The 18791-nt window shown below is 37.3% G+C and carries 17 protein-coding genes; 6 read left to right on the top strand and 11 right to left on the bottom strand.

Annotation, left to right across the window (positions count from 1 at the left end; translation table 11 throughout):
• Window positions 1-56: 56 nt before the first annotated feature.
• From FNW07_RS04530 to FNW07_RS04490, 9 genes are all read right to left on the bottom strand, one after another.
• Window positions 57-1328 carry an adenylosuccinate synthase gene (locus FNW07_RS04530; protein WP_126743783.1) on the bottom strand — a complete coding sequence of 424 codons (1272 nt, stop codon included), beginning with the start codon at window positions 1326-1328 and terminating at the stop codon, window positions 57-59.
• 32 nt (window positions 1329-1360) lie between these two features.
• The gene (locus FNW07_RS04525) at window positions 1361-1837 is read right to left on the bottom strand and encodes a Fur family transcriptional regulator (protein WP_126743782.1); all 477 of its coding nucleotides are present in this window, start codon (window positions 1835-1837) and stop codon (window positions 1361-1363) included.
• Window positions 1838-1960: 123 nt separating this feature from the next.
• On the bottom strand, window positions 1961-4180 hold the full coding sequence (locus FNW07_RS04520) for a bifunctional (p)ppGpp synthetase/guanosine-3',5'-bis(diphosphate) 3'-pyrophosphohydrolase (RefSeq protein ID WP_126743781.1): 2220 nt from the start codon (window positions 4178-4180) through the stop codon (window positions 1961-1963).
• Window positions 4181-4296: 116 nt separating this feature from the next.
• Complete coding sequence (locus tag FNW07_RS04515) at window positions 4297-5082, bottom strand: RNA methyltransferase (protein ID WP_126743780.1); 786 nt, start codon at window positions 5080-5082, stop codon at window positions 4297-4299.
• 74 nt (window positions 5083-5156) lie between these two features.
• Window positions 5157-6488: a DUF58 domain-containing protein gene (locus FNW07_RS04510; protein ID WP_126743779.1), complete on the bottom strand. Its 1332-nt coding sequence runs from the start codon at window positions 6486-6488 to the stop codon at window positions 5157-5159.
• 22 nt (window positions 6489-6510) lie between these two features.
• Window positions 6511-7518: a MoxR family ATPase gene (locus tag FNW07_RS04505; RefSeq protein WP_126743778.1), complete on the bottom strand. Its 1008-nt coding sequence runs from the start codon at window positions 7516-7518 to the stop codon at window positions 6511-6513.
• A 16-nt stretch (window positions 7519-7534) separates the two neighbouring features.
• Complete coding sequence (locus tag FNW07_RS04500; RefSeq protein ID WP_126743777.1) at window positions 7535-8725, bottom strand: DUF4350 domain-containing protein; 1191 nt, start codon at window positions 8723-8725, stop codon at window positions 7535-7537.
• Window positions 8718-9473, bottom strand: coding sequence for a DUF4129 domain-containing protein (locus tag FNW07_RS04495; RefSeq protein ID WP_126743776.1), 756 nt, complete (start codon window positions 9471-9473; stop codon window positions 8718-8720). The genes FNW07_RS04500 and FNW07_RS04495 overlap by 8 nt, the downstream gene beginning before the upstream one ends.
• Window positions 9474-10436, bottom strand: coding sequence for a stage II sporulation protein M (locus tag FNW07_RS04490; RefSeq protein ID WP_126743775.1), 963 nt, complete (start codon window positions 10434-10436; stop codon window positions 9474-9476).
• A 21-nt stretch (window positions 10437-10457) separates the two neighbouring features.
• On the opposite strand from FNW07_RS04490, the gene FNW07_RS04485 reads away from it, so the two are divergent.
• Together FNW07_RS04485 and FNW07_RS04480 are read left to right on the top strand one after the other, a co-directional pair.
• Window positions 10458-11201 carry an RDD family protein gene (locus tag FNW07_RS04485; protein ID WP_126743774.1) on the top strand — a complete coding sequence of 248 codons (744 nt, stop codon included), beginning with the start codon at window positions 10458-10460 and terminating at the stop codon, window positions 11199-11201.
• Window positions 11201-11794, top strand: coding sequence for a trimeric intracellular cation channel family protein (locus FNW07_RS04480; protein ID WP_126743773.1), 594 nt, complete (start codon window positions 11201-11203; stop codon window positions 11792-11794). Before FNW07_RS04485 ends, FNW07_RS04480 begins: the two co-directional genes overlap by 1 nt.
• Before the next feature lie 15 nt (window positions 11795-11809).
• Here the strand turns inward: FNW07_RS04480 and FNW07_RS04475 are convergent, their stop codons facing one another.
• Window positions 11810-13486 carry a gliding motility-associated C-terminal domain-containing protein gene (locus tag FNW07_RS04475; protein ID WP_255512726.1) on the bottom strand — a complete coding sequence of 559 codons (1677 nt, stop codon included), beginning with the start codon at window positions 13484-13486 and terminating at the stop codon, window positions 11810-11812.
• Between the two features lie 254 nt (window positions 13487-13740).
• Between FNW07_RS04475 and FNW07_RS04470 the strand changes: the two genes are divergently transcribed.
• The 4 genes from FNW07_RS04470 to FNW07_RS04455 are packed head-to-tail and all read left to right on the top strand — an operon-like array spanning window position 13741 to window position 17658.
• Window positions 13741-14718, top strand: a complete 978-nt coding sequence (locus FNW07_RS04470; protein ID WP_126743771.1) for a GNAT family N-acetyltransferase — start codon at window positions 13741-13743, stop codon at window positions 14716-14718.
• A complete protein-coding gene (locus tag FNW07_RS04465; protein WP_126743770.1) occupies window positions 14715-15815 on the top strand; it encodes a DegT/DnrJ/EryC1/StrS aminotransferase family protein in 1101 nt (366 codons plus the stop codon). Before FNW07_RS04470 ends, FNW07_RS04465 begins: the two co-directional genes overlap by 4 nt.
• A complete protein-coding gene (locus FNW07_RS04460) occupies window positions 15815-16384 on the top strand; it encodes an acyltransferase (protein ID WP_126743769.1) in 570 nt (189 codons plus the stop codon). The genes FNW07_RS04465 and FNW07_RS04460 overlap by 1 nt, the downstream gene beginning before the upstream one ends.
• A gap of 11 nt (window positions 16385-16395) precedes the next feature.
• A complete protein-coding gene (locus tag FNW07_RS04455) occupies window positions 16396-17658 on the top strand; it encodes an O-antigen translocase (protein ID WP_158626844.1) in 1263 nt (420 codons plus the stop codon).
• Here FNW07_RS04455 and FNW07_RS04450 read toward each other — a convergent pair.
• A complete protein-coding gene (locus tag FNW07_RS04450; protein WP_126743767.1) occupies window positions 17651-18790 on the bottom strand; it encodes a glycosyltransferase in 1140 nt (379 codons plus the stop codon). The two genes, FNW07_RS04455 and FNW07_RS04450, sit on opposite strands and share 8 nt — an antisense overlap.
• Between the last annotated feature and the right edge of the window lies 1 nt (window position 18791).

The following is an 18791-nucleotide window of genomic DNA, read 5'->3' as shown; positions in this document are numbered from 1 at the left end:
AAAATGTAATTTTATGATGAAAAAAACGCCTTGATTTCTCAAAGCGTTTCGGTAATTTATTTCATGATCGTTTGTTTTCTGTCTGGTCCAACAGAAACGATTTTGATAGGAACTTCCACTTCAGATTCAATAAAATCAATATATTCTTTCAATTCCTTTGGCAATTCATCGTAGGTGGTCATTCCGGTTAAATCGGCTTTCCATCCTTTGAATTCTTTATAGATGGGCGTTACATTTTCTGGTTCGATATTGTATGGAAAGTGTGCAATAGTTTTTCCTTTATAACTGTAGTCCGTACATACTTTTAAGGTTTCAAATCCGGATAAAACATCGCCCTTCATCATCATTAACTGTGTTACGCCGTTAACCTGAACCGCATATTTCAATGCAACCAAATCCAACCATCCGCAACGTCTTTGTCTTCCGGTAACAGAACCAAATTCGTTTCCGATTTTTGCCATAGTGGCACCTGCTTCTTCAAAATCTTCCGTTGGGAAAGGCCCGCTGCCAACCCGGGTAACGTAGGCTTTGAAAATTCCGTATACTTCCTTGATTTTATTTGGGGCAATTCCCAATCCGGTACAAGCTCCGGCGGCAGTAGTGTTTGATGAAGTTACAAATGGATAGGTACCAAAATCAACATCCAGAAGCGAACCTTGAGCTCCTTCACATAATATTGATTTTCCTGCTTTTTGCGCCTGATGTAGATATTCTTCGCTATCAATAAAAGTTAGTTTTTTCAAATCCTCAATAGCTTCGAAAAACTCCACTTCCAATTCCTTCAGATTATACTGAATGGCCACATCGTAAAATTTAATCATCGCCTCATGCTTGTCAGCCAAAGAACGGTATCTTTCCTTAAAATCTTCCAATTCGATATCGCCCACACGGATTCCGTTTCTACCGGTTTTGTCCATATATGTTGGACCAATTCCTTTTAGGGTAGAACCAATTTTAGCCTTTCCCTTTGAAGCTTCAGAAGCCGCATCAAGCAAACGGTGAGTCGGTAAAATTAAGTGTGCTTTTCTGGAAATGATTAATTTGTTTTTGATGTCTAAATTAAATTTTTCCAAACCTTCGATTTCTTTCTGAAAAACGACCGGGTCTATCACCACTCCGTTTCCAATAATGTTGATGGAGTTTTCGTGGAAAATTCCGGAAGGGATGGTTCTCAAAACGTGTTTGATTCCGTCAAATTCCAAAGTATGCCCGGCATTTGGTCCACCCTGAAAACGCGCTATAATGTCATATTTTGATGTAAGAACGTCAACAATTTTTCCTTTACCTTCATCGCCCCACTGTAATCCTAATAATAAATCTACGGTCATTCTGTTAGTTGTATTTGTAGTTAGTTGTTTTGTTATTGATTGTCGTTGTCTGTTTTTGGTATTTTTTTACTTCCGTAAAGATATAGGGAGTGATTGTGGATATCGATATCGAATATCTCTTCAATCGTTTTTTTGATAATCTGGATCCTTGGATCACAGAATTCGATTACTTCACCCGTATCGGTCATGATGATGTGATCGTGCTGCTTATCAAAATACGATTTTTCGTAATGTGCCTGATTTTGTCCAAATTGGTGTTTGCGGACCAATGCGCAGTCCAAAAGTAATTCGATAGTATTGTAAAGCGTCGCCCTACTGACACGGTAGTTCTTGTTTTTCATTTTGATATACAGATTTTCTATATCAAAATGCTCTTCGCTTTCGTAGATTTCCTGAAGAATAGCATAGCGTTCAGGCGTTTTGCGATGTCCTTTATTTTCCAGGTACATTGTAAATACATTTTTTACAATCTCCTGGTTTTTGCTGTTATCAACGGATATTAGTGTCATATCCGGCAAAGATAATGAAATTGTATTAAAGGCGAAAGTCAAAAAGACAAGACGCAGAAATAAGTTTTCCAAAATATTTTCAACGTATAATTTTCGCTTTTAAGACCTTAGCTGATTTTAGCTTTAATTTTTATAAACCCTGGTTACCTTATCAATGCCGTCAATTTTCCGGATGTTGTCAATCAATTTTTTCAAAATAGTGTTGTTTGGTACAATAACAGCTACCTGACCGTTAAAGATTCCGGCTTCACCACTCAAGGAAATACTCTGGATATTCACGCTCATATTATTCGAAATCACTTTCGTCAATTCGTTCGTAAGACCTAAAGTATCCATTCCGGTGATATCCAGAATGGCTTTGAATTCTTGTTGGGACGAATCAATCCATCTCGCCAGAATAATCCGGTATGCATAATTGGATTGCATGCTGATGGCATTTGGGCAATCTTTCTTGTGGACCTTGATTCCTTCGTTAATGGTCACAAATCCGAAAACATCATCTCCGGGAATTGGGTTACAGCAGCTCGATAGCTTATAATCCAGTTTGTCCTGGTCGATGCCAAAAACAAGCATGTCATAATTACTGCTAAGTTCTTCCTTGTGAATCTGATCCTGCTGATGGCTCGGTGTTCTTTTGATCTTGTTTTTAAAGAAATTCATGAAAGAATTGCTTTTCAACGCAGCAAATTCCTTTAATTGCTGATTTTCAATAGAACCAATCCCAACCCTGTAAAACAAATCCAGACTTGTTTTCAGTTTGAAAAAATTCACCAGTTCATTTACGGTATTTTCGTTTAAAGTTACCTTCAGATGGCGCAGTTTTCGGGTCAGTATTTCTTTTCCGTCCTCCGCAGTCTTTTTGGTATTTTCGTTAAGGACACTGCGTATTTTATTTTTGGCTCTTGAGGTGGTCACATAATCCAGCCAGTGGGAAGTAGGCCGTTGATTGGCCGAGGTAATAACTTCCACTTGGTCGCCACTTTTCAGTTCATGATTTAATGGTACCAGTCGTCCGTTGACACGGGTCCCACGCGTCCGGACGCCGATTGCAGAGTGAATACTAAAAGCAAAATCGAGTGACGTTGCGCCTTTTGGCAGGGATTTGATTTCCCCTTTTGGAGTAAAGACAAAGATTTCTTTGGCATACAGATTCATCTTGAAATCTTCCACAAAATCGACCGCATTGGTTTCCTGATTTTCAAGCGCTTCCTTCAACAGATTCAGCCAAACGTCCAGTCCGCTTTCTTCGTTGGCACCTTGTTTGTATTTATAATGGGCAGCATAACCTTTTTCGGCAATTTCATCCATTCGTTCACTTCGTACCTGAATTTCTACCCAACGGCCTTTTGGCCCCATAACGGTAATGTGGAGGGCTTCATATCCGGTTGATTTTGGAGAAGAAATCCAGTCGCGTAAACGACTTGGGCTTGGTCGGTAATGGTCGGTTACAATCGAATATATTTTCCATGCAATGAATTTCTCATCGTGCGGAGTCGATTTATAAACGATACGAAGCGCAAATTTATCATAGACTTCATCAAAACTGACGTTTTGCGCCTGCATTTTCCTGCGGATGGAATAAATAGATTTTGGTCGGCCCTTAATGATATATTCGACTCCTTCCGCATCCATTGATTTTTTCAGGACATCTGAAATGTTTTTGATGTATTCGTCCTGTTCTTCTTTGGTTTCTTTTATTTTACTGACAATATCGTTGTAAACGGAAGGTTCGGTGTATTTTAAACCCAAATCTTCCAACTTAGTTTTAATATTGTAAAGTCCCAAACGATGGGCTAGGGGAGCATAAATATATAAAGTTTCCGACGCAATTTTGGTCTGTTTGTGTTCCGCCATAGATTCCATCGTTTGCATATTGTGCAGACGGTCGGCCAGTTTTATCAGAATCACACGCACATCATCATTCAGTGTCAACAACATCTTGCGGAAGTTTTCAGCCTGCATCGAGATGTTCATGTCTTTTTGAACCTGCGCAATTTTAGTCAGGCCTTCCACGAGTTGGGCCAGTTTCGGATTGAAAAGGCGCTCTATATCCTGAATTGTAATTTCGGTATCTTCAACAACATCATGCAGTAAGGCCGCGGCGATTCCGGTGGCACCAAGGCCAATTTCGGAAGCGACAATTTTTGCCACGGCAATAGGATGAAAAATATAAGCTTCGCCTGATTTTCTGCGTTGTTCCTGATGGGCATCCACCGCTACGTCAAATGCTTTACGAATCAGTTTTTTATCGTCTGCAGTTAAGGTTTGGTAACTGATCCTAAGTAATTCTTTATATTCCTGAGCAATTGCCTTGTTCTCTTTCTCAATATCAATCTCTACCATAATTCCAAAGTTCTAAATCTAAAAATAAGCATAACAAACGAGATGTGCAAGAAGATTATCACTCTCGATAGTCTTCGAGTTCATTTGGGTGCATTTTATCGAAAGTTTTTTTAAAATTAAAATCCCCTCTGTCTTTTCGCTTCAAAAATTAATATCGCGGCGGCTACCGAAACATTCATCGAATCGATTTCGCCCTGCATCGGAATAATGATGTTTTGTGTCGCTTCATCCCTCCATTCCTGGGTTAAACCCGAAGCTTCTGTACCCACGACCAATGCAGTTGGCGTGGTATAATCCTGAGTATGATAGGAAGTAGAATTTTGTAAAGTAGCGCAGTAAAAGTTGATTTTCTTTTCTTTTAAAAACGCTATTATTTCTGGTGTACTTCCGGTGGCAATCTGATTGGTAAACAAACATCCCACACTGGAGCGCACTACATTTGGATTGAATAAATCTCCTTTTGGATTGGCAATAATCACCGCGTCGAGATTGGCGGCATCAGCAGTCCGCAGTAAAGCACCAATATTGCCTGGTTTTTCGGGTGCTTCGGCAATCAGGATTAATGGATTATTGCTTAATTTTAAATCGGATAACTGAAATTTTTTGCTATTTGCAATTCCGATGATGCCTTCCGTAGTATCGCGATAGGCAAGTTTTTCAAAAACTTCTTTGTTGATTTCAATCAGTTCGGCATTGCCAGATAATTTTCTGGCTTCCGATTCCGAACAGATTTCAGGATAAAACAGGATTGTTTCCACTTCATATCCGCCTTTGATGGCAAGTGTGATTTCTCTTTGGCCTTCAATCAGAAATGTACCTGACTGCTTTCTGGCTTTTGCTTTTTCCTGCAAGAGTACCAAGGATTTGATAAAAGGGTTTTGGAGCGAAGTAATCTGTTTCATTAAAAAGAAAATTTAAAGTGCCAAAGTTACAAAGGTTATCTATTTTCCTGCTGTGAAATTGAAAAATACTCAAATTAAAGAATTCCCCTGGCTTTGATTTCAATGTACTTATTGATGGTGTCCAATGTCAGGTTTTCAGGTTGTGTCAATACCGAATAGATACCGTATTTCTTCAGTTCACTTACAATGAGTCTTTTTTCGAAAGCAAATTTTTCGGCAATAACCTTATCATATACTTCCTGGATATTGTCCGCTTTTTTATGGATAATTGCATTGAGTTCGGTGTTATTGAAGAAAACGACGACCAACAAATGGTTTTTTGCAATACCTTTTAAATAGGGCAATTGACGATGCAATCCGTCCAGAGTTTCAAAATTGGTATATAAAATGATAAGGCTCCGCTGATTGATATTCTTTTTGATATCGACATACAAACGACTGAAATCACTTTCGAAAAAATCGGTTTTGATGTTGTAGAGGCTTTCCAAAATTTTCTGCATCTGTGAAGAACGTTTCTCGGCCACAACCCTGTTTTCCACTTTTTTGGAGAAGGAAAACATCCCGGCCTTATCCTGTTTTTTCAGAATCACATTCGACAGTACAAGTGTTGCATTGATGGCATAATCCAATAAGCTCAACCCATTGAACGGCATTTTCATGACACGGCCCTTGTCAATAATCATGTATACCGATTGTGATTTTTCGTCCTGAAACTGATTGACCATCAGCGCGTTTTTCTTGGCGGTCGCTTTCCAGTTTAAGGTTCTGATATCGTCCCCGGCCACATATTCTTTAATCTGTTCAAACTCCATCGTGTGACCAATGCGGCGGATTTTTTTTACGCCATATTGCATCAAATTATGGGAAAACGCCAACAGGTCATATTTCCGTAATTGAATATAAGAAGGATAGGTTGGCACTATTTGATCTTTGCCGAACGTGTACCGCCTGGAAACCAACCGTAATGGGGATGCAACGTAAATGTTCAGGTTGCCAAAGGAATATTCGCCTCGCTCTGTTGGGCGCAAATGATATTCGATGGTATCTTCCGATGAGGCTTTCAGGTTCCGATTAATTTCAAAATTACGCACTTGAAACTGAAACGGAATCTCGTCAATAATACGTATTCCTATTGGAAAGGAATACTGATTTTCGACAGTGATGCGAATCTGGTTTTCATCTCCATTGGATAATTTTTCAGGGGTGATCCGCGTGGCATCAATCCCGTTTTTAGCGATAAACAACAGCAGTATATCAATACCTAAAAATGTCATCAGACCTAATACTACAAGCCAGGTCGCATTAAATAGAGCGGGAAAAATAAAAGCGCATACAAACAAGACTATGATGCATCCCAGCGCATAGAAAAATAAATTATTGAGATATAATTTCTTGAAAAAATTCAAAGGTTACTTTTTTTATTGGAAATTATCTTGGTATTTCAACCGTTTCCAGAATTTGTTTGATGATTTCGCTGCTCGTAATGCCTTCCATTTCACGTTCGGGAGTTACGATAACGCGATGTTGCAATACCGGGATGGCCGCTTCCTTAATATCTTCGGGAGTGACAAAATCACGGCCACGAATAGCTGCGAATCCTTTTGCTGCGTTCAATATTGCAATGGACGCACGAGGCGATGCGCCAAGATATAGAAATGTGTTTTCACGGGTATTGATGACTATTTTGGCAATGTATTCAACCAACTGCGGTTCTACGATAATTTGCTTTACCAATGCCTGATATTGTTGAATTTCCACAGAAGAAAGTATGGTTTTGATGTTTTCCAATTTTCCATGGTTCTGCAGAAGATGTTCCCTTTGTATGATGGCAATTTCCTCATCCAATTTCGGATAGTCAATAGAAATTTTAAATAAAAAACGATCCAATTGGGCTTCCGGTAAACGGTACGTTCCTTCCTGTTCAATTGGGTTCTGAGTGGCAATAACCAAAAAAGGCGCGTCCAGGATATACTGTGAACCATCAATGGTGATTTGGCGCTCTTCCATTACTTCAAAAAGCGCCGCCTGGGTTTTTGCAGGGGCACGGTTGATTTCGTCGATAAGAATCAAATTTGAAAAAATAGGTCCTTTTTTGAATTCGAATTCGGATTTTTTCAAATCATAAATGGAAGTTCCTAAAATATCGGATGGCATCAGATCCGGTGTGAATTGAATTCTGCTAAAACCAATATTTAAGGTTTTGGATAATAATTTTGCCGTAATGGTTTTTGCTACGCCCGGGACACCTTCCAGCAACACATGTCCGTTTGAGAGTATGGCAACCAACAATTGATCAATCATCTTATGCTGGCCCACAATTACAGTTCCGAGTTCCTGCTTGATGGCGTTGATACTTACCAAAAGCGGTTCCAGATTTATCCGGGTCTGAAAATTTACGTTTTCTGTGACAGTTTCTTCAATATTAAGCTCTTCCATAATGTATTATTTTGTGCTAATTTATAATTTTTTCAATGGCATTATTGATTTGGATCAAATCTTCTTCTAGGCTGCCATGCCTGCTTTTGCGATAGGCATTAATCAAGGCAACGGCTTTCTGTATATCCAATAGATCTTTGCCTGATTTCTGATGCAATTTCTTTACAAAATCATTATCCAATCGGTTGGTATCCATCAGGTATTCATTTCTGATTTTTTCAAGGAAATAAATGATTTTCTTGTCAATGATATTGTCGTGATCGCCTTCCTGATAGTATAAATTACCGATGGTTTTTGTAAAATCGACTGTAGTGTTGGATAATGGAGTATTTACTGGGACAATGCGCTGTTTTCGTTTGGCATTAAAAACCATAAAGATCAGCATTCCGCCCAAAAATGTGTACCAGGCCCATTTCAGCGCAGGCTGACTCAATACATAGCGCATTGGGGATTGGGAAATCGTTTCACTTTTGCTATACCAGTAAACATCACCTTTTGGAATATAGGATAATACTTTTTCGGCGTATTGGTGGTGATTGCTTTTCAGTAAATGAAAATTGGTAAAAGCGGCAGGCTGTGTATGAAGATAAAAAGCACCGTTATTGAAATTTACTTTTATAAAATTAACCCGTGTGCTGTCTCCATTTTGAAACCCTAAAACCGTAGTGTTTAATGTGTCTATTTTTGAAAAATAATTATTACCGGCACCTTCCGTCATTTTGTATTTCTGGCTTCCCAAATGAGAATTGGCAGTCCAATTAAATATACTGTCGCTCATTTTGTATTCAGAATCCATTTTTATTTTCAGGCTGTCCAATAGTTCACTCGGAAATATTTTGGCGCTTAAAAAAGCATTATTTCCATGGCTGACAAAATAACAAATCTCCTTAATAGATTGATCGTCAACCTCCGAGAACTCTGAAATATTCAGGAAAGCACCTTTTGTTTTATAATCATTCACCAAAGTGTCGTAATCGTATAGCGGCGAAAAATACTCGTACGGCGTCACATTCAGTTTGTGGATTTTCTGGTTTTTGAGAAGAGCATCCATTTCTTCATTGAAGACATACAATCCCAACGGAATCTTATCCATGATGGAATAGGATGGCCTCCAGTCAATTGGTTTGGGTTTGTCATAATCGATTGCAAAAATAACAATGAGTACCAGCACCAAAATCGAAATGTATATTTTGACGGTTCTATTCATTGCTAAGTAATTTTATGCTGCTTTCGAAAGATTTTTTTGCTTTGGTGAAGGTTTCCTCATCCATATCAAATTCGCCGTACCAAATGTAATTATAGAGATAGGAGAGATAGGCAAATTCGTCTTTTTTGGCCTGGCTATTGATTTCATAGAGATAATCCGAATTGGTCTTTTCGATGTCCCATACAATCAAATGTTTTTCGGCCATTTTTTTCAGTAACCAAAGATAATAGTATCGGATGCTTAACCTTCTTTCTCCGGATTGTAAAGTCTTTGCAATCAATTTCTCGAAATCCACCAAATGCAGGTTTTTCTCTATTTCGTCGTAATTGATTAATTTCTTGGAATTTCTGGAGAAAATCCATTTTCCTTCTTTATTCAGGATTGCTTTGACGATTAAATAAATAACAAAAATTACGATCAGCCCGGCAATTACTTTCAATAATATTTCTACAAATCCCATTGAGATGTGATCACTGCCTAAATTAAATATGCTTCTGATAATATTAGCTAACCATTCCTTGAAACGGTCCCAGGCATTTTTTTCAGGTGTTTTATATTCATAAATAAAAGCAGAGTCCGTGTATTTTTTCTTGAAATCTTTAGGGAATGACTGAAGCTCGATGCCGCTGGTATCAATGGCAATTACATTCACTTGTGTCGTAATTTCATTTTTGGCTGTAGCCAAAGTATCCTGCGCGTCAATGTGCGAATAACAGAAAAAGAGAAGGATTATTAGGAGTCTGTTCACTTACCGGGCTTGTTTTTTGTTAACAATAAATGGATATACCAAGTAGTAAAACGAGATAGCCGCCAAGGTAGATAAAATAATCAGACTGCTGAGCCAATTGGGCATGTCAATGGAATATCGGGTAATAAAACCCTCGAGGAATCCTGCCGCTATTGTAAAAGGAAAGGTGCTCAAAAAAATCTTCAGACTGTTTTTGAATCCAATTTTAAATGAATTCATCCTTGAATATGTTTTGGGAAATAATATCGATGCCCCAAGAATAAATCCGGCGGCTGATTCTATTACAATGGCAAATATTTCCATCGAACCGTGAATCCAGATTCCGCGGACACTTTGCCAGAAAACCCCTTGTTCGAAAAAGAAATATTGGAACGACCCCAACATGAGCGAATTTTGTAAAAAAATGTAAAAAGTACCAACTCCACCAAAGATGCCGTAGATATAACATCGTGCGCCGACATACAAATTGTTTGTGGTAATGCCTATAAAACTTCCCCAATTGCTTCCGGATTTATAAACAGCGACCGGATTTCCATCTTTTATATTTTGTAAAGTCTGATTGACATAGTTATCCCCTAAAATCAGTCGGACGAAATTGTTGTCATATTTAGCGGAAATCACGCCTAACGCCACGGTGGCAAAAAATAAAACGAATGCATACAACAAATAGCGGCGATATTGATAAACAATCAGCGGAACTTCGGTTTTAAAGAAAAAGGAAAGACGATTGGTTTCAGCCCTTTTTGTCTTGTAAATCTTCTGATATATTTGTGATGCTAAATAATTTAAGTAGACAACTGTCTTGCTTTTAGGATAATAAGATTGCGCGTATGCTAAATCATTGACCAAATGAATGTACAAATCGGCCATTTCATCAGGATTTTTTTTAGCTTTACCGAAAATTGCTGCTTCAAAGGCAAGCCATTTTTCTTTATTTTGTTTAATGAAGGCAACTTCTCTCATGGGATGGCTAAAATATAAAATATGTCAGAATTATCGATAAATACGACACAAAATGTCAATATAAATTTCACGGCTGCTTCGGTTGGAGAACGATTAGCAGCCTATTTCATCGATTTGGCGATTAAAATTTCTTACTGCCTAATAGTTTACGGGGTTTTTTTCTACTGGATTGGCATCAACGGGGCAATGAATGGTATGGATCAATGGTCCGTAATGGCTATAATACTTTTGTTTTTTTTTCCAATAATGATTTACTCTATTACTCTGGAAAGCCTTTTTGAAGGACAAAGTTTTGGTAAAAAAATAATCAAAATTAAAGTGGTTAAAATTGACGGATATCAGGCAAGTTTCGGAGATTATCTGATACGTTGGTTTTTCAGGCTGATTGATATCACCATGATGTATGGATTAATAGGGCTAATTACGGTGATCTCTAATAAAAAAAATCAACGTTTGGGTGATATGACTGCTGGAACAGCGGTAATAACTTTAAAAAGTAATGTTACCATTAACAGTACGATTCTTGAAGAAATCGGTAGTGAATACGTACCTGTTTATCCCTTAGTGATTAAACTTTCTGATAATGACATGCGAATTATTAAAGATAACTTTCAGCGTGCCCGTGCCAAAGGCGATTATGATACAGTCAAAAAATTGCGGGATAAGATTGAATCCGTTACCGGAATAAAAAACCGATCCGCGACTGACGTTGAATTTATCAGGACCATTTTAAAAGACTATAATTTTTATACCCAGAACATGTAATGTTTTATCTGTTAGACATTTTAGGCACAATGGCATTTGCGATTTCCGGCGTTTTGACCGCAATGAATAAAAAAATGGATCCGTTCGGGGTGTTTATCATTGCTTTTGTAACTGCCGTTGGAGGCGGAACCCTTCGTGATGTCATGGTCGGACGCACACCAGTAGGATGGATGCGCGATTTGAATTATGTCTATGTAATATTGATTGGGTTTTTCCTGGCGTTACTTTTCAGGAAAAAACTGGATAAATTCCGCACTTCGCTGTTCCTGTTTGATACGATAGGATTAGGTGTTTTTACCTTGGTGGGTCTGGAGATAGGAATCAGTATTCAGCTGCATCCGGTAATTTGCGTAGCCTTAGGCACCATGACCGCTTGTTTTGGGGGTGAAATCCGCGATATTTTATGTACTGAAATCCCGGTGATATTCCGCAAGGAGATTTACGCGACGATTTGCATTATCGGCGGAGTTGTCTTTTTTACCTTAAAACAATTGAATTTTGACAATGATGTTTTGTATCTGATTACCTCGCTTGTTATCATCATCCTGAGATTATTGGCCGTAAAATACAAGTGGTATTTACCTGCATTCTAAAGTAAAACTTCTGGACTATCTGGTCAAATACAAAAAGCCTGTCAGGGGCTTTGGATTCTCGGGGTCATTTAATTCTATGACATAATAATACGTTCCGGCCGGCATCTGATTATTGTCTAAGACAAGTCCTTTGGAGGCATATCCGTCCCATTCCGGCGCACTGTGGTCGCCCGTCCAGACTAAAACGCCCCAGCGGTTGTAGATTGAAGTTTTGAAGTTCAGGAAAATAGTATATAATCCATCAACATGAAAGCTATTATTATAACCTTGGGAATCATTATCTGCTGAAACAAAATTGTAAACTACGGGCGGACAATTTTTTACAATTAATAAAAAAGAGGTAATGCTAAAGCAATGTTCGTTGTCAATACGTACGAAAATTGGAACCGGGGTTGAAAATACTGTGAAATTTGTCGGATTTAAAATAGGGTTGACTTCATTTTCGGCATCTTCAAGAGTGGTGTAAAATCGAACCACATCGGTTTGGTCGATTTTTACTGCGCCTTCATAAGCTGAAAAATCAAAAACTGCCCGGCCGAAACCTAAATTACAGCCTTCTTTATTCTCCAATACATTAAATGTTGGTGAAACCCATAACGAAACAGGACTGGAATCGGAATTGTTGTTTTCATTGAGTTCAGTAACAATCCCAACGCCGGTACCATTGTCATCGACTACAAACTGCAAATCAAAATTGAGAGGAATACCATCTGGAATCAGTAATATGATTTGACCAATTTCGCTTTCGCCGACGTCCAGTATTACGGAAGTATTCAGCATTTTTATCAAAATACCGTCCGCATAGACTGCAATTGGTGTTGATGCAGGAAGCGGATCCGTACTGTTGACGTTGAAAACAGTATAATCCACCGTAATTTCACGGGAATCACACTGATAATTGCCAACATTGTCAATAACAACTGTTGCATCAGGCAGCTGACTGTTGAATTTCGTGACTATCGAGTTGATCATCACGAAATCTCTGCCCGACGAAAGCTGGATAAGTGCCGAAGTATCTCCAATATTAATATTGTTTTGGACATTATACACGTCCAAATCCATATTGTATAGCGTGGTGGATCCCGTAAAACTATTGGTTCCGTTGAAGGCATTATTGACTGGATTTAACGGCGGATTACCAATAGGATTTCCATTGATTCGCAAGGTTTCGTCAATACTCAGAAATTGATCACCTTCCCAGGCTAAAAATCCTATTTTGGCATCGACATTGTCAATAACATTCAGGTTGGAAAGCGTAATGTTGATGCTGTCGGGAACATATTGCAGTCCATCATATACATTCAGCTGGTTTAAGGGCAGTGAAGGATTTTTATAAACCACAATAATTGCCCAACCTCCAAAGTTGGTTGCATTTCCACAATAATTCCCGATTACTGCCGTAAGATCCAAATCGCTGAAATCATAATTCATATTTCCGGAATCGTGAGCTAGCTGAACCTTTTGGGTCACATCCGCAAAAGCACTGAAAAATGGTAAACCCGATGTGCTTTGGGTAACCGCAAAGGTCCGTTCGGCAATAATTTGTTCAGTATTTAATTTGACATCAAAATCTCCGGTGCCGGAACCTGCCCAATACAGGTAGGCCTTTTCAATGACATCGCCCGGATTTAAATTCAATGTTGCTGAAGAACCGGTGTTAATTGTACAGTCACCACCAAGGCCATTTTCCATTTGGTTTAAAGTATTGCCAAAAAAAACGAAATCATACCGTCCATTAAATTGCTGATATAACGAAATATCCTGGCCAGAGACCGTAGTGGCCAGGCTTAAAAAAAGGACAAAAAAGAGGAATCGTAATTTTTGTACCACTGGTTTCGAGTTATATGGATTTAAAAATACTCATTTATTTTTTGTAAATCTAAATTTCTAAAAAAATAATATTGGTACCGAATAATTGTTTAATTTTCCAATGTTAAAATCCAATCTTGAAAAAGTACACCATAAATCGATACAATACGAATGATTACAGTAATTGGAATGCTTTCGTCAGCAATGCCAAAAATGCCACATTTTTATTTAACCGTGATTTTATGGAGTATCATAAGGATCGTTTTGAGGACTATTCGTTAGTGGTTACCGAAGGTGAAAAATGGATAGCCGTATTTCCCGCAAATTGCAGTGGCAATGAAATTTTCTCGCATCAGGGCTTGACGTATGGTGGACTGATATACCACGAAAAGGCGAAACTGACGATTGTTATTTCGGTTTTCCGGGCTATTTTATCTTTTTTGCATGAAAATAAAAAGACAAAAATCCACATCAAAACCATGCCGTCGATTTATCACGACAAACCAGCAGAAGAACTCGAGTATGCTCTTTTTTTGGCGGAAGCCAAATTAATACGGCGAGATTCCTTGTCGGTTTTGGATTTGCGAAACAAATTGGCTTTTTCGAAAACAAGAAAAGAAAGTATCCGTCATGGAATAAAAAATTCGCTGATCGTAAAAGAAGAGGCCGATTTAAAACCATTCTGGAAAGAAATATTGATTCCCAATTTAGCGAATAAACATCAGGTGAATCCGGTTCACACTATTAGCGAAATTGAAAATTTGCGAAAGACTTTCCCTGAGAATATCCGGCATTTCAATGTCTATCACAACGATAAAATCGTAGCAGGAACTACCGTTTTTGTGTCAAAGAATGTAGCACATCCGCAATATATTTCCGGTCAGGGCAATAAAAATGAATTGGGTTCTCTGGATTTTTTATACAATCATCTGATTACTGATGTGTTTAAGGACAAGCGTTTTTTTGATTTCGGGATTTCAAATGAAGAACTGGGACGGAAACTAAATGAAGGTTTGGTTTTTTGGAAAGAAAGTTATGGCGCCAGCACGATTGTTCACGATTTTTATGAAGTTGAAACTGCTAATTTCTCCAAATTAGATACTGTAATTATATGATACGATTTTTAGATATACATAAAATCAATAAGCCGTATGAGGAATTTTTTCAGCAGAAACTGAAAGAAGTGATGGATAAAGGCTGGTATATTTTGGGTAAGGAAGTAACATTGTTTGAGGAGAATTTTGCAGACTTTTGCGGAAGCAGACATTGTATCGGAGTTGGGAACGGGCTGGATGCGCTGACTCTTATTTTTAAAGCTTACATTCAATTAGGAAGGTTGGAAAAAGGAGATGAAATCATCGTTCCTGCGAACACATATATAGCCAGTATTTTAGCGATTCTTCAGGCGGATTTGGTCCCGGTTTTGGTCGAGCCAAAATTAGAATCATATAACATTGATCCGAATTTAATTGCGGCATCCATAACAACCAGGACCAAAGCGATTTTGGCAGTGCACCTTTATGGGCAACTTGCCGACATGAGTGCGATTTCATCCATTACCAAAAAAAATAATCTGCTGCTTATCGAAGATGCCGCTCAGGCACATGGAGCACAAAATACGCAAGGTTTTAAAGCTGGGAATCTTAGCGACGCTTCAGGTTTCAGCTTTTATCCGGGAAAAAATTTAGGTGCTTTGGGTGATGGCGGTGCTGTGACAACTAATGACGATGCATTGGCACAGCTGGTAGCTTCGCTTCGGAATTATGGCTCGGAAGCAAAATACCACAATGAATTTATAGGATTTAACAGTCGTTTGGATGAGATTCAGGCTGCTTTTTTGAATGTCAAATTGCCGGATTTATATTTGGACAATGAAAAAAGAAAAGTAATCGCAAATCGCTATCTGAGTGAAATTGTGAATCCAAAAATTGTCCTTCCTGAATTTAATGGCGGATCCCATCATGTTTTTCATTTGTTTGTAATTCGAACAGAAAATAGAGATAATTTACAGCATTATTTGAAAGAAAGCGGAATAGAAACTTTGATCCATTACCCAATTCCCCCGCATAAGCAAAATGCTCTATCTGCTTGGAATAAATTGTCCTTTCCAATTACCGAGAAAATTCACCGCGAAGTAATTAGTATTCCTATAAGCCCGGTAATGATGATGGACGAAGTCGATTTTGTTATAAAAATCTTAAATGCATATTAATGAGTATTATCGATAGAATAAAAATTTTTTGTTTCGTCACTTTCCGAATTAAAAAGTACCAATGGTTGTCCGATTGTAAAAGAGTTTCTGGACTTCCAAACTCCTATCATCCGTTATTGTTGACTGGAAAAGGAAAAATTACATTTGGGAACAATGTTCAGATAGGAGTTAGTACTTCGCCAAATTATTATTCTCATTATACTTATTTTGAAGCCAGAGAAGAATATAGTGAAATTATTATTGGTAATAATGTAGCAATCAATAACGCTTTTTCAGTTGTAGCTTTTTCTAAAATTACTATCGGTGATCATGTTTTAATTGGGGTAAATTGTTCTATAATTGATAACGACGGTCATCACTTAGCCTTTGATAAAAGAAATAGTGGAAATCCTAAAACAGATGAAGTTCATATTCATGAAAATGTGTTTTTAGGTTCTAACGTCTCAATATTAAAAGGGGTTACAATCGGGAAAAATTCAGTAATTGGATATGGTTCTGTTGTGACTAAAAGTATTCCGGAAAATGTAATTGCCGCAGGAAACCCCGCTGTAGTAATTCGAAATTTATAATATTGAAAATATTGAAACAAAATACATTACTAAAAGTATTATCACTAAACTCTATATCAGTTGCGGTGAGTTTTATTTTAGGAATAATTTCAACTAAGATCGTTTCAATATTTTTGGGTACTTCAGGAATGGCTTTTTTGGGAAGTTTCAGAAATTTCTCAACCATGCTAAAATCGATGGCTACTTTAGGAATAAATAATTCTGCTGTGAAATTATTTGTTGAAAATAAAAATGACAAGAAAGAATTGTCCATTATTTATTCGACTTTTTTTTGGGTATTTTTAATCATTTCCATGCTTTTGGGGTTATTGGTTTTATTTTTTTCAAGACCTATTTCCGAGTTTTTATTTTTCGATGATGGATTTGTAATTCCTATACAGGTTTTAGCGTTGTTATTGCCTTTAATAATCATTAATACTTTTTGGATTGCTATTTATAACGGATTAGAAAAATTTAAAAAAATTATTTTCATTCAAATTATTTCCAATGTTTTAATTTTTGGTTTAACAGCCTTTTTAATTTGGAAACAACATATTTATGGAGGGCTTTTATCCATTGCTTTTGGAGAATTCATAATGTTAATAGTAACTTTTTTATTTATACGAAAGGATAAAAGTTACTTCCGCTTTGATTTGCAAAAGATCATTGATAAAAATTATCTGAATGTTATAAAGAAATTTTCTGTAATGGCTTTGTTGAGTGCTGTTTTAGGACCATTAACACTGATGTTGATCCGAAACATTATCGTTAAAGAATATTCAATAGAAGAGGCGGGAATTTGGGATGCTGTAAACAGATTATCGGGTTTTTATATGATCATTGTCAATTCAGGGCTGTCCTTGTACTATATGCCGAAATTAGCGTCTTTGAATACGGAAACTGAATTTAAAGAAGAATTGAAATCGTACATTAAAGTCTTTGTTCCTTTATTTTTAATTATGTTAATTGCAATATTTTTATTTAAAGGGATTATTCTTCATGTAGCTTTTACGGACGAATTTTCAAAGATGGAAAATGTTTTAATCTGGCAGCTTTTAGGCGATTTTTTCAGGATGTTGACATTAGCTTTTGGTTTCCAAATTTTAGTTAAGACTATGATGAAAAAATATTTTATAATTGAAATAGTTTTCAATTTCTCTTATTTCTTTCTTTCCTTTTATTTAGTAAGATTGTTCTCTTTTGAAGGTGCTTTACAAGCTTATTTCTTTGCTAATTTAATTTCATTTGCATTAATCCTAATGATGTTTAGAAAAATGTTTAAATCCGTTAAGTAGCTTTCCAAACCATCAGATACTTCTCTGCTATTTTAATATAATCATGTTCTTTTTCCACAAAGGCTCGTGCTCGTTTTCCAATAGCAGCAATCTCTTCAGGATTTTCAATCAGAAATGTCAATTCTTGTACAATTTCATTCACATCGGGTATTGCATTTATTGCCACCCGATCAATTAGATGATAGTGATTCATGAATTCTTTTTCGGCACCGGTAAAAACCACTTTTCCTTTCGCCATCGCTTCCAAGGCATTGTATCCCTGATCATAAGCATAGACCTGATCCATTAAAATATGAGCGTCATCGTAGCATTTAATGTATTGTCTATAGGGAACATTCTCTACAGTTGTGATTATTACGTTATCCGGAAATTTCGCCTTAATAATAGCTAATGCTTCTTCAAAAATGCCGTTGCCTTTCTTATGGTAATTCCATCGGTTGATACCATGAAATATGACGATTTTATCTGAAATAACAGATGATGTATATGGGATTTTGTCCACATTTATAGGATTTGGAACCAATCCCAAGAACTTTGGATTTCCTTGCAGCGGAATAACATAATCGATATCGGTGGCAATTACACCATCAATTAATGCATAAACCTGCGCATGGTGTTTTTTATGGTTTTTATCCGAATACTGTAACAGATGACGATACTCTTCAAATAACGAATGGTCATTCAGATACGGATCCAGCATTGAATATCGGAATCTTTTATCCAGTAAAGCCTGAAGAAACATCGTATCAGCGCCTGAAGAAAGTGTAAATAATTTTCGATTCTGGGCTTTGATTTTCTTCAAAAGAGAAAGCTCCAGTTTTAAATTAGTCTGGAACGGCGTCTCACTAATCAGTTGAACAATATCGAAGTTTGTAAGCTTTGGAAGTAAAAAATAAAAACGGATGCCGTACTCCAATTTCGCGAAATCATATTTGAACAATCGATAAATGAGCTGTCGTGGAATATTGATCAGTTTGGATTTGGACCATTTGGCATCAATGTTGAAATCGACCGGATAATCCTTGAACCCATCGCCATTTCCAACAATCACCACTTCATGCCCCAGATGAACCAGGCCTTCTTTCAGGGAATTATGCAAACGACTGTATTCGCCAAGAAGTAAAATCCGCATG

The organism is Flavobacterium sp. GT3R68 (assembly GCF_007109225.1).
In the GTDB taxonomy this organism is placed as follows: domain Bacteria; phylum Bacteroidota; class Bacteroidia; order Flavobacteriales; family Flavobacteriaceae; genus Flavobacterium.
This window is presented reverse-complemented; position numbering and strand designations above follow the sequence as displayed.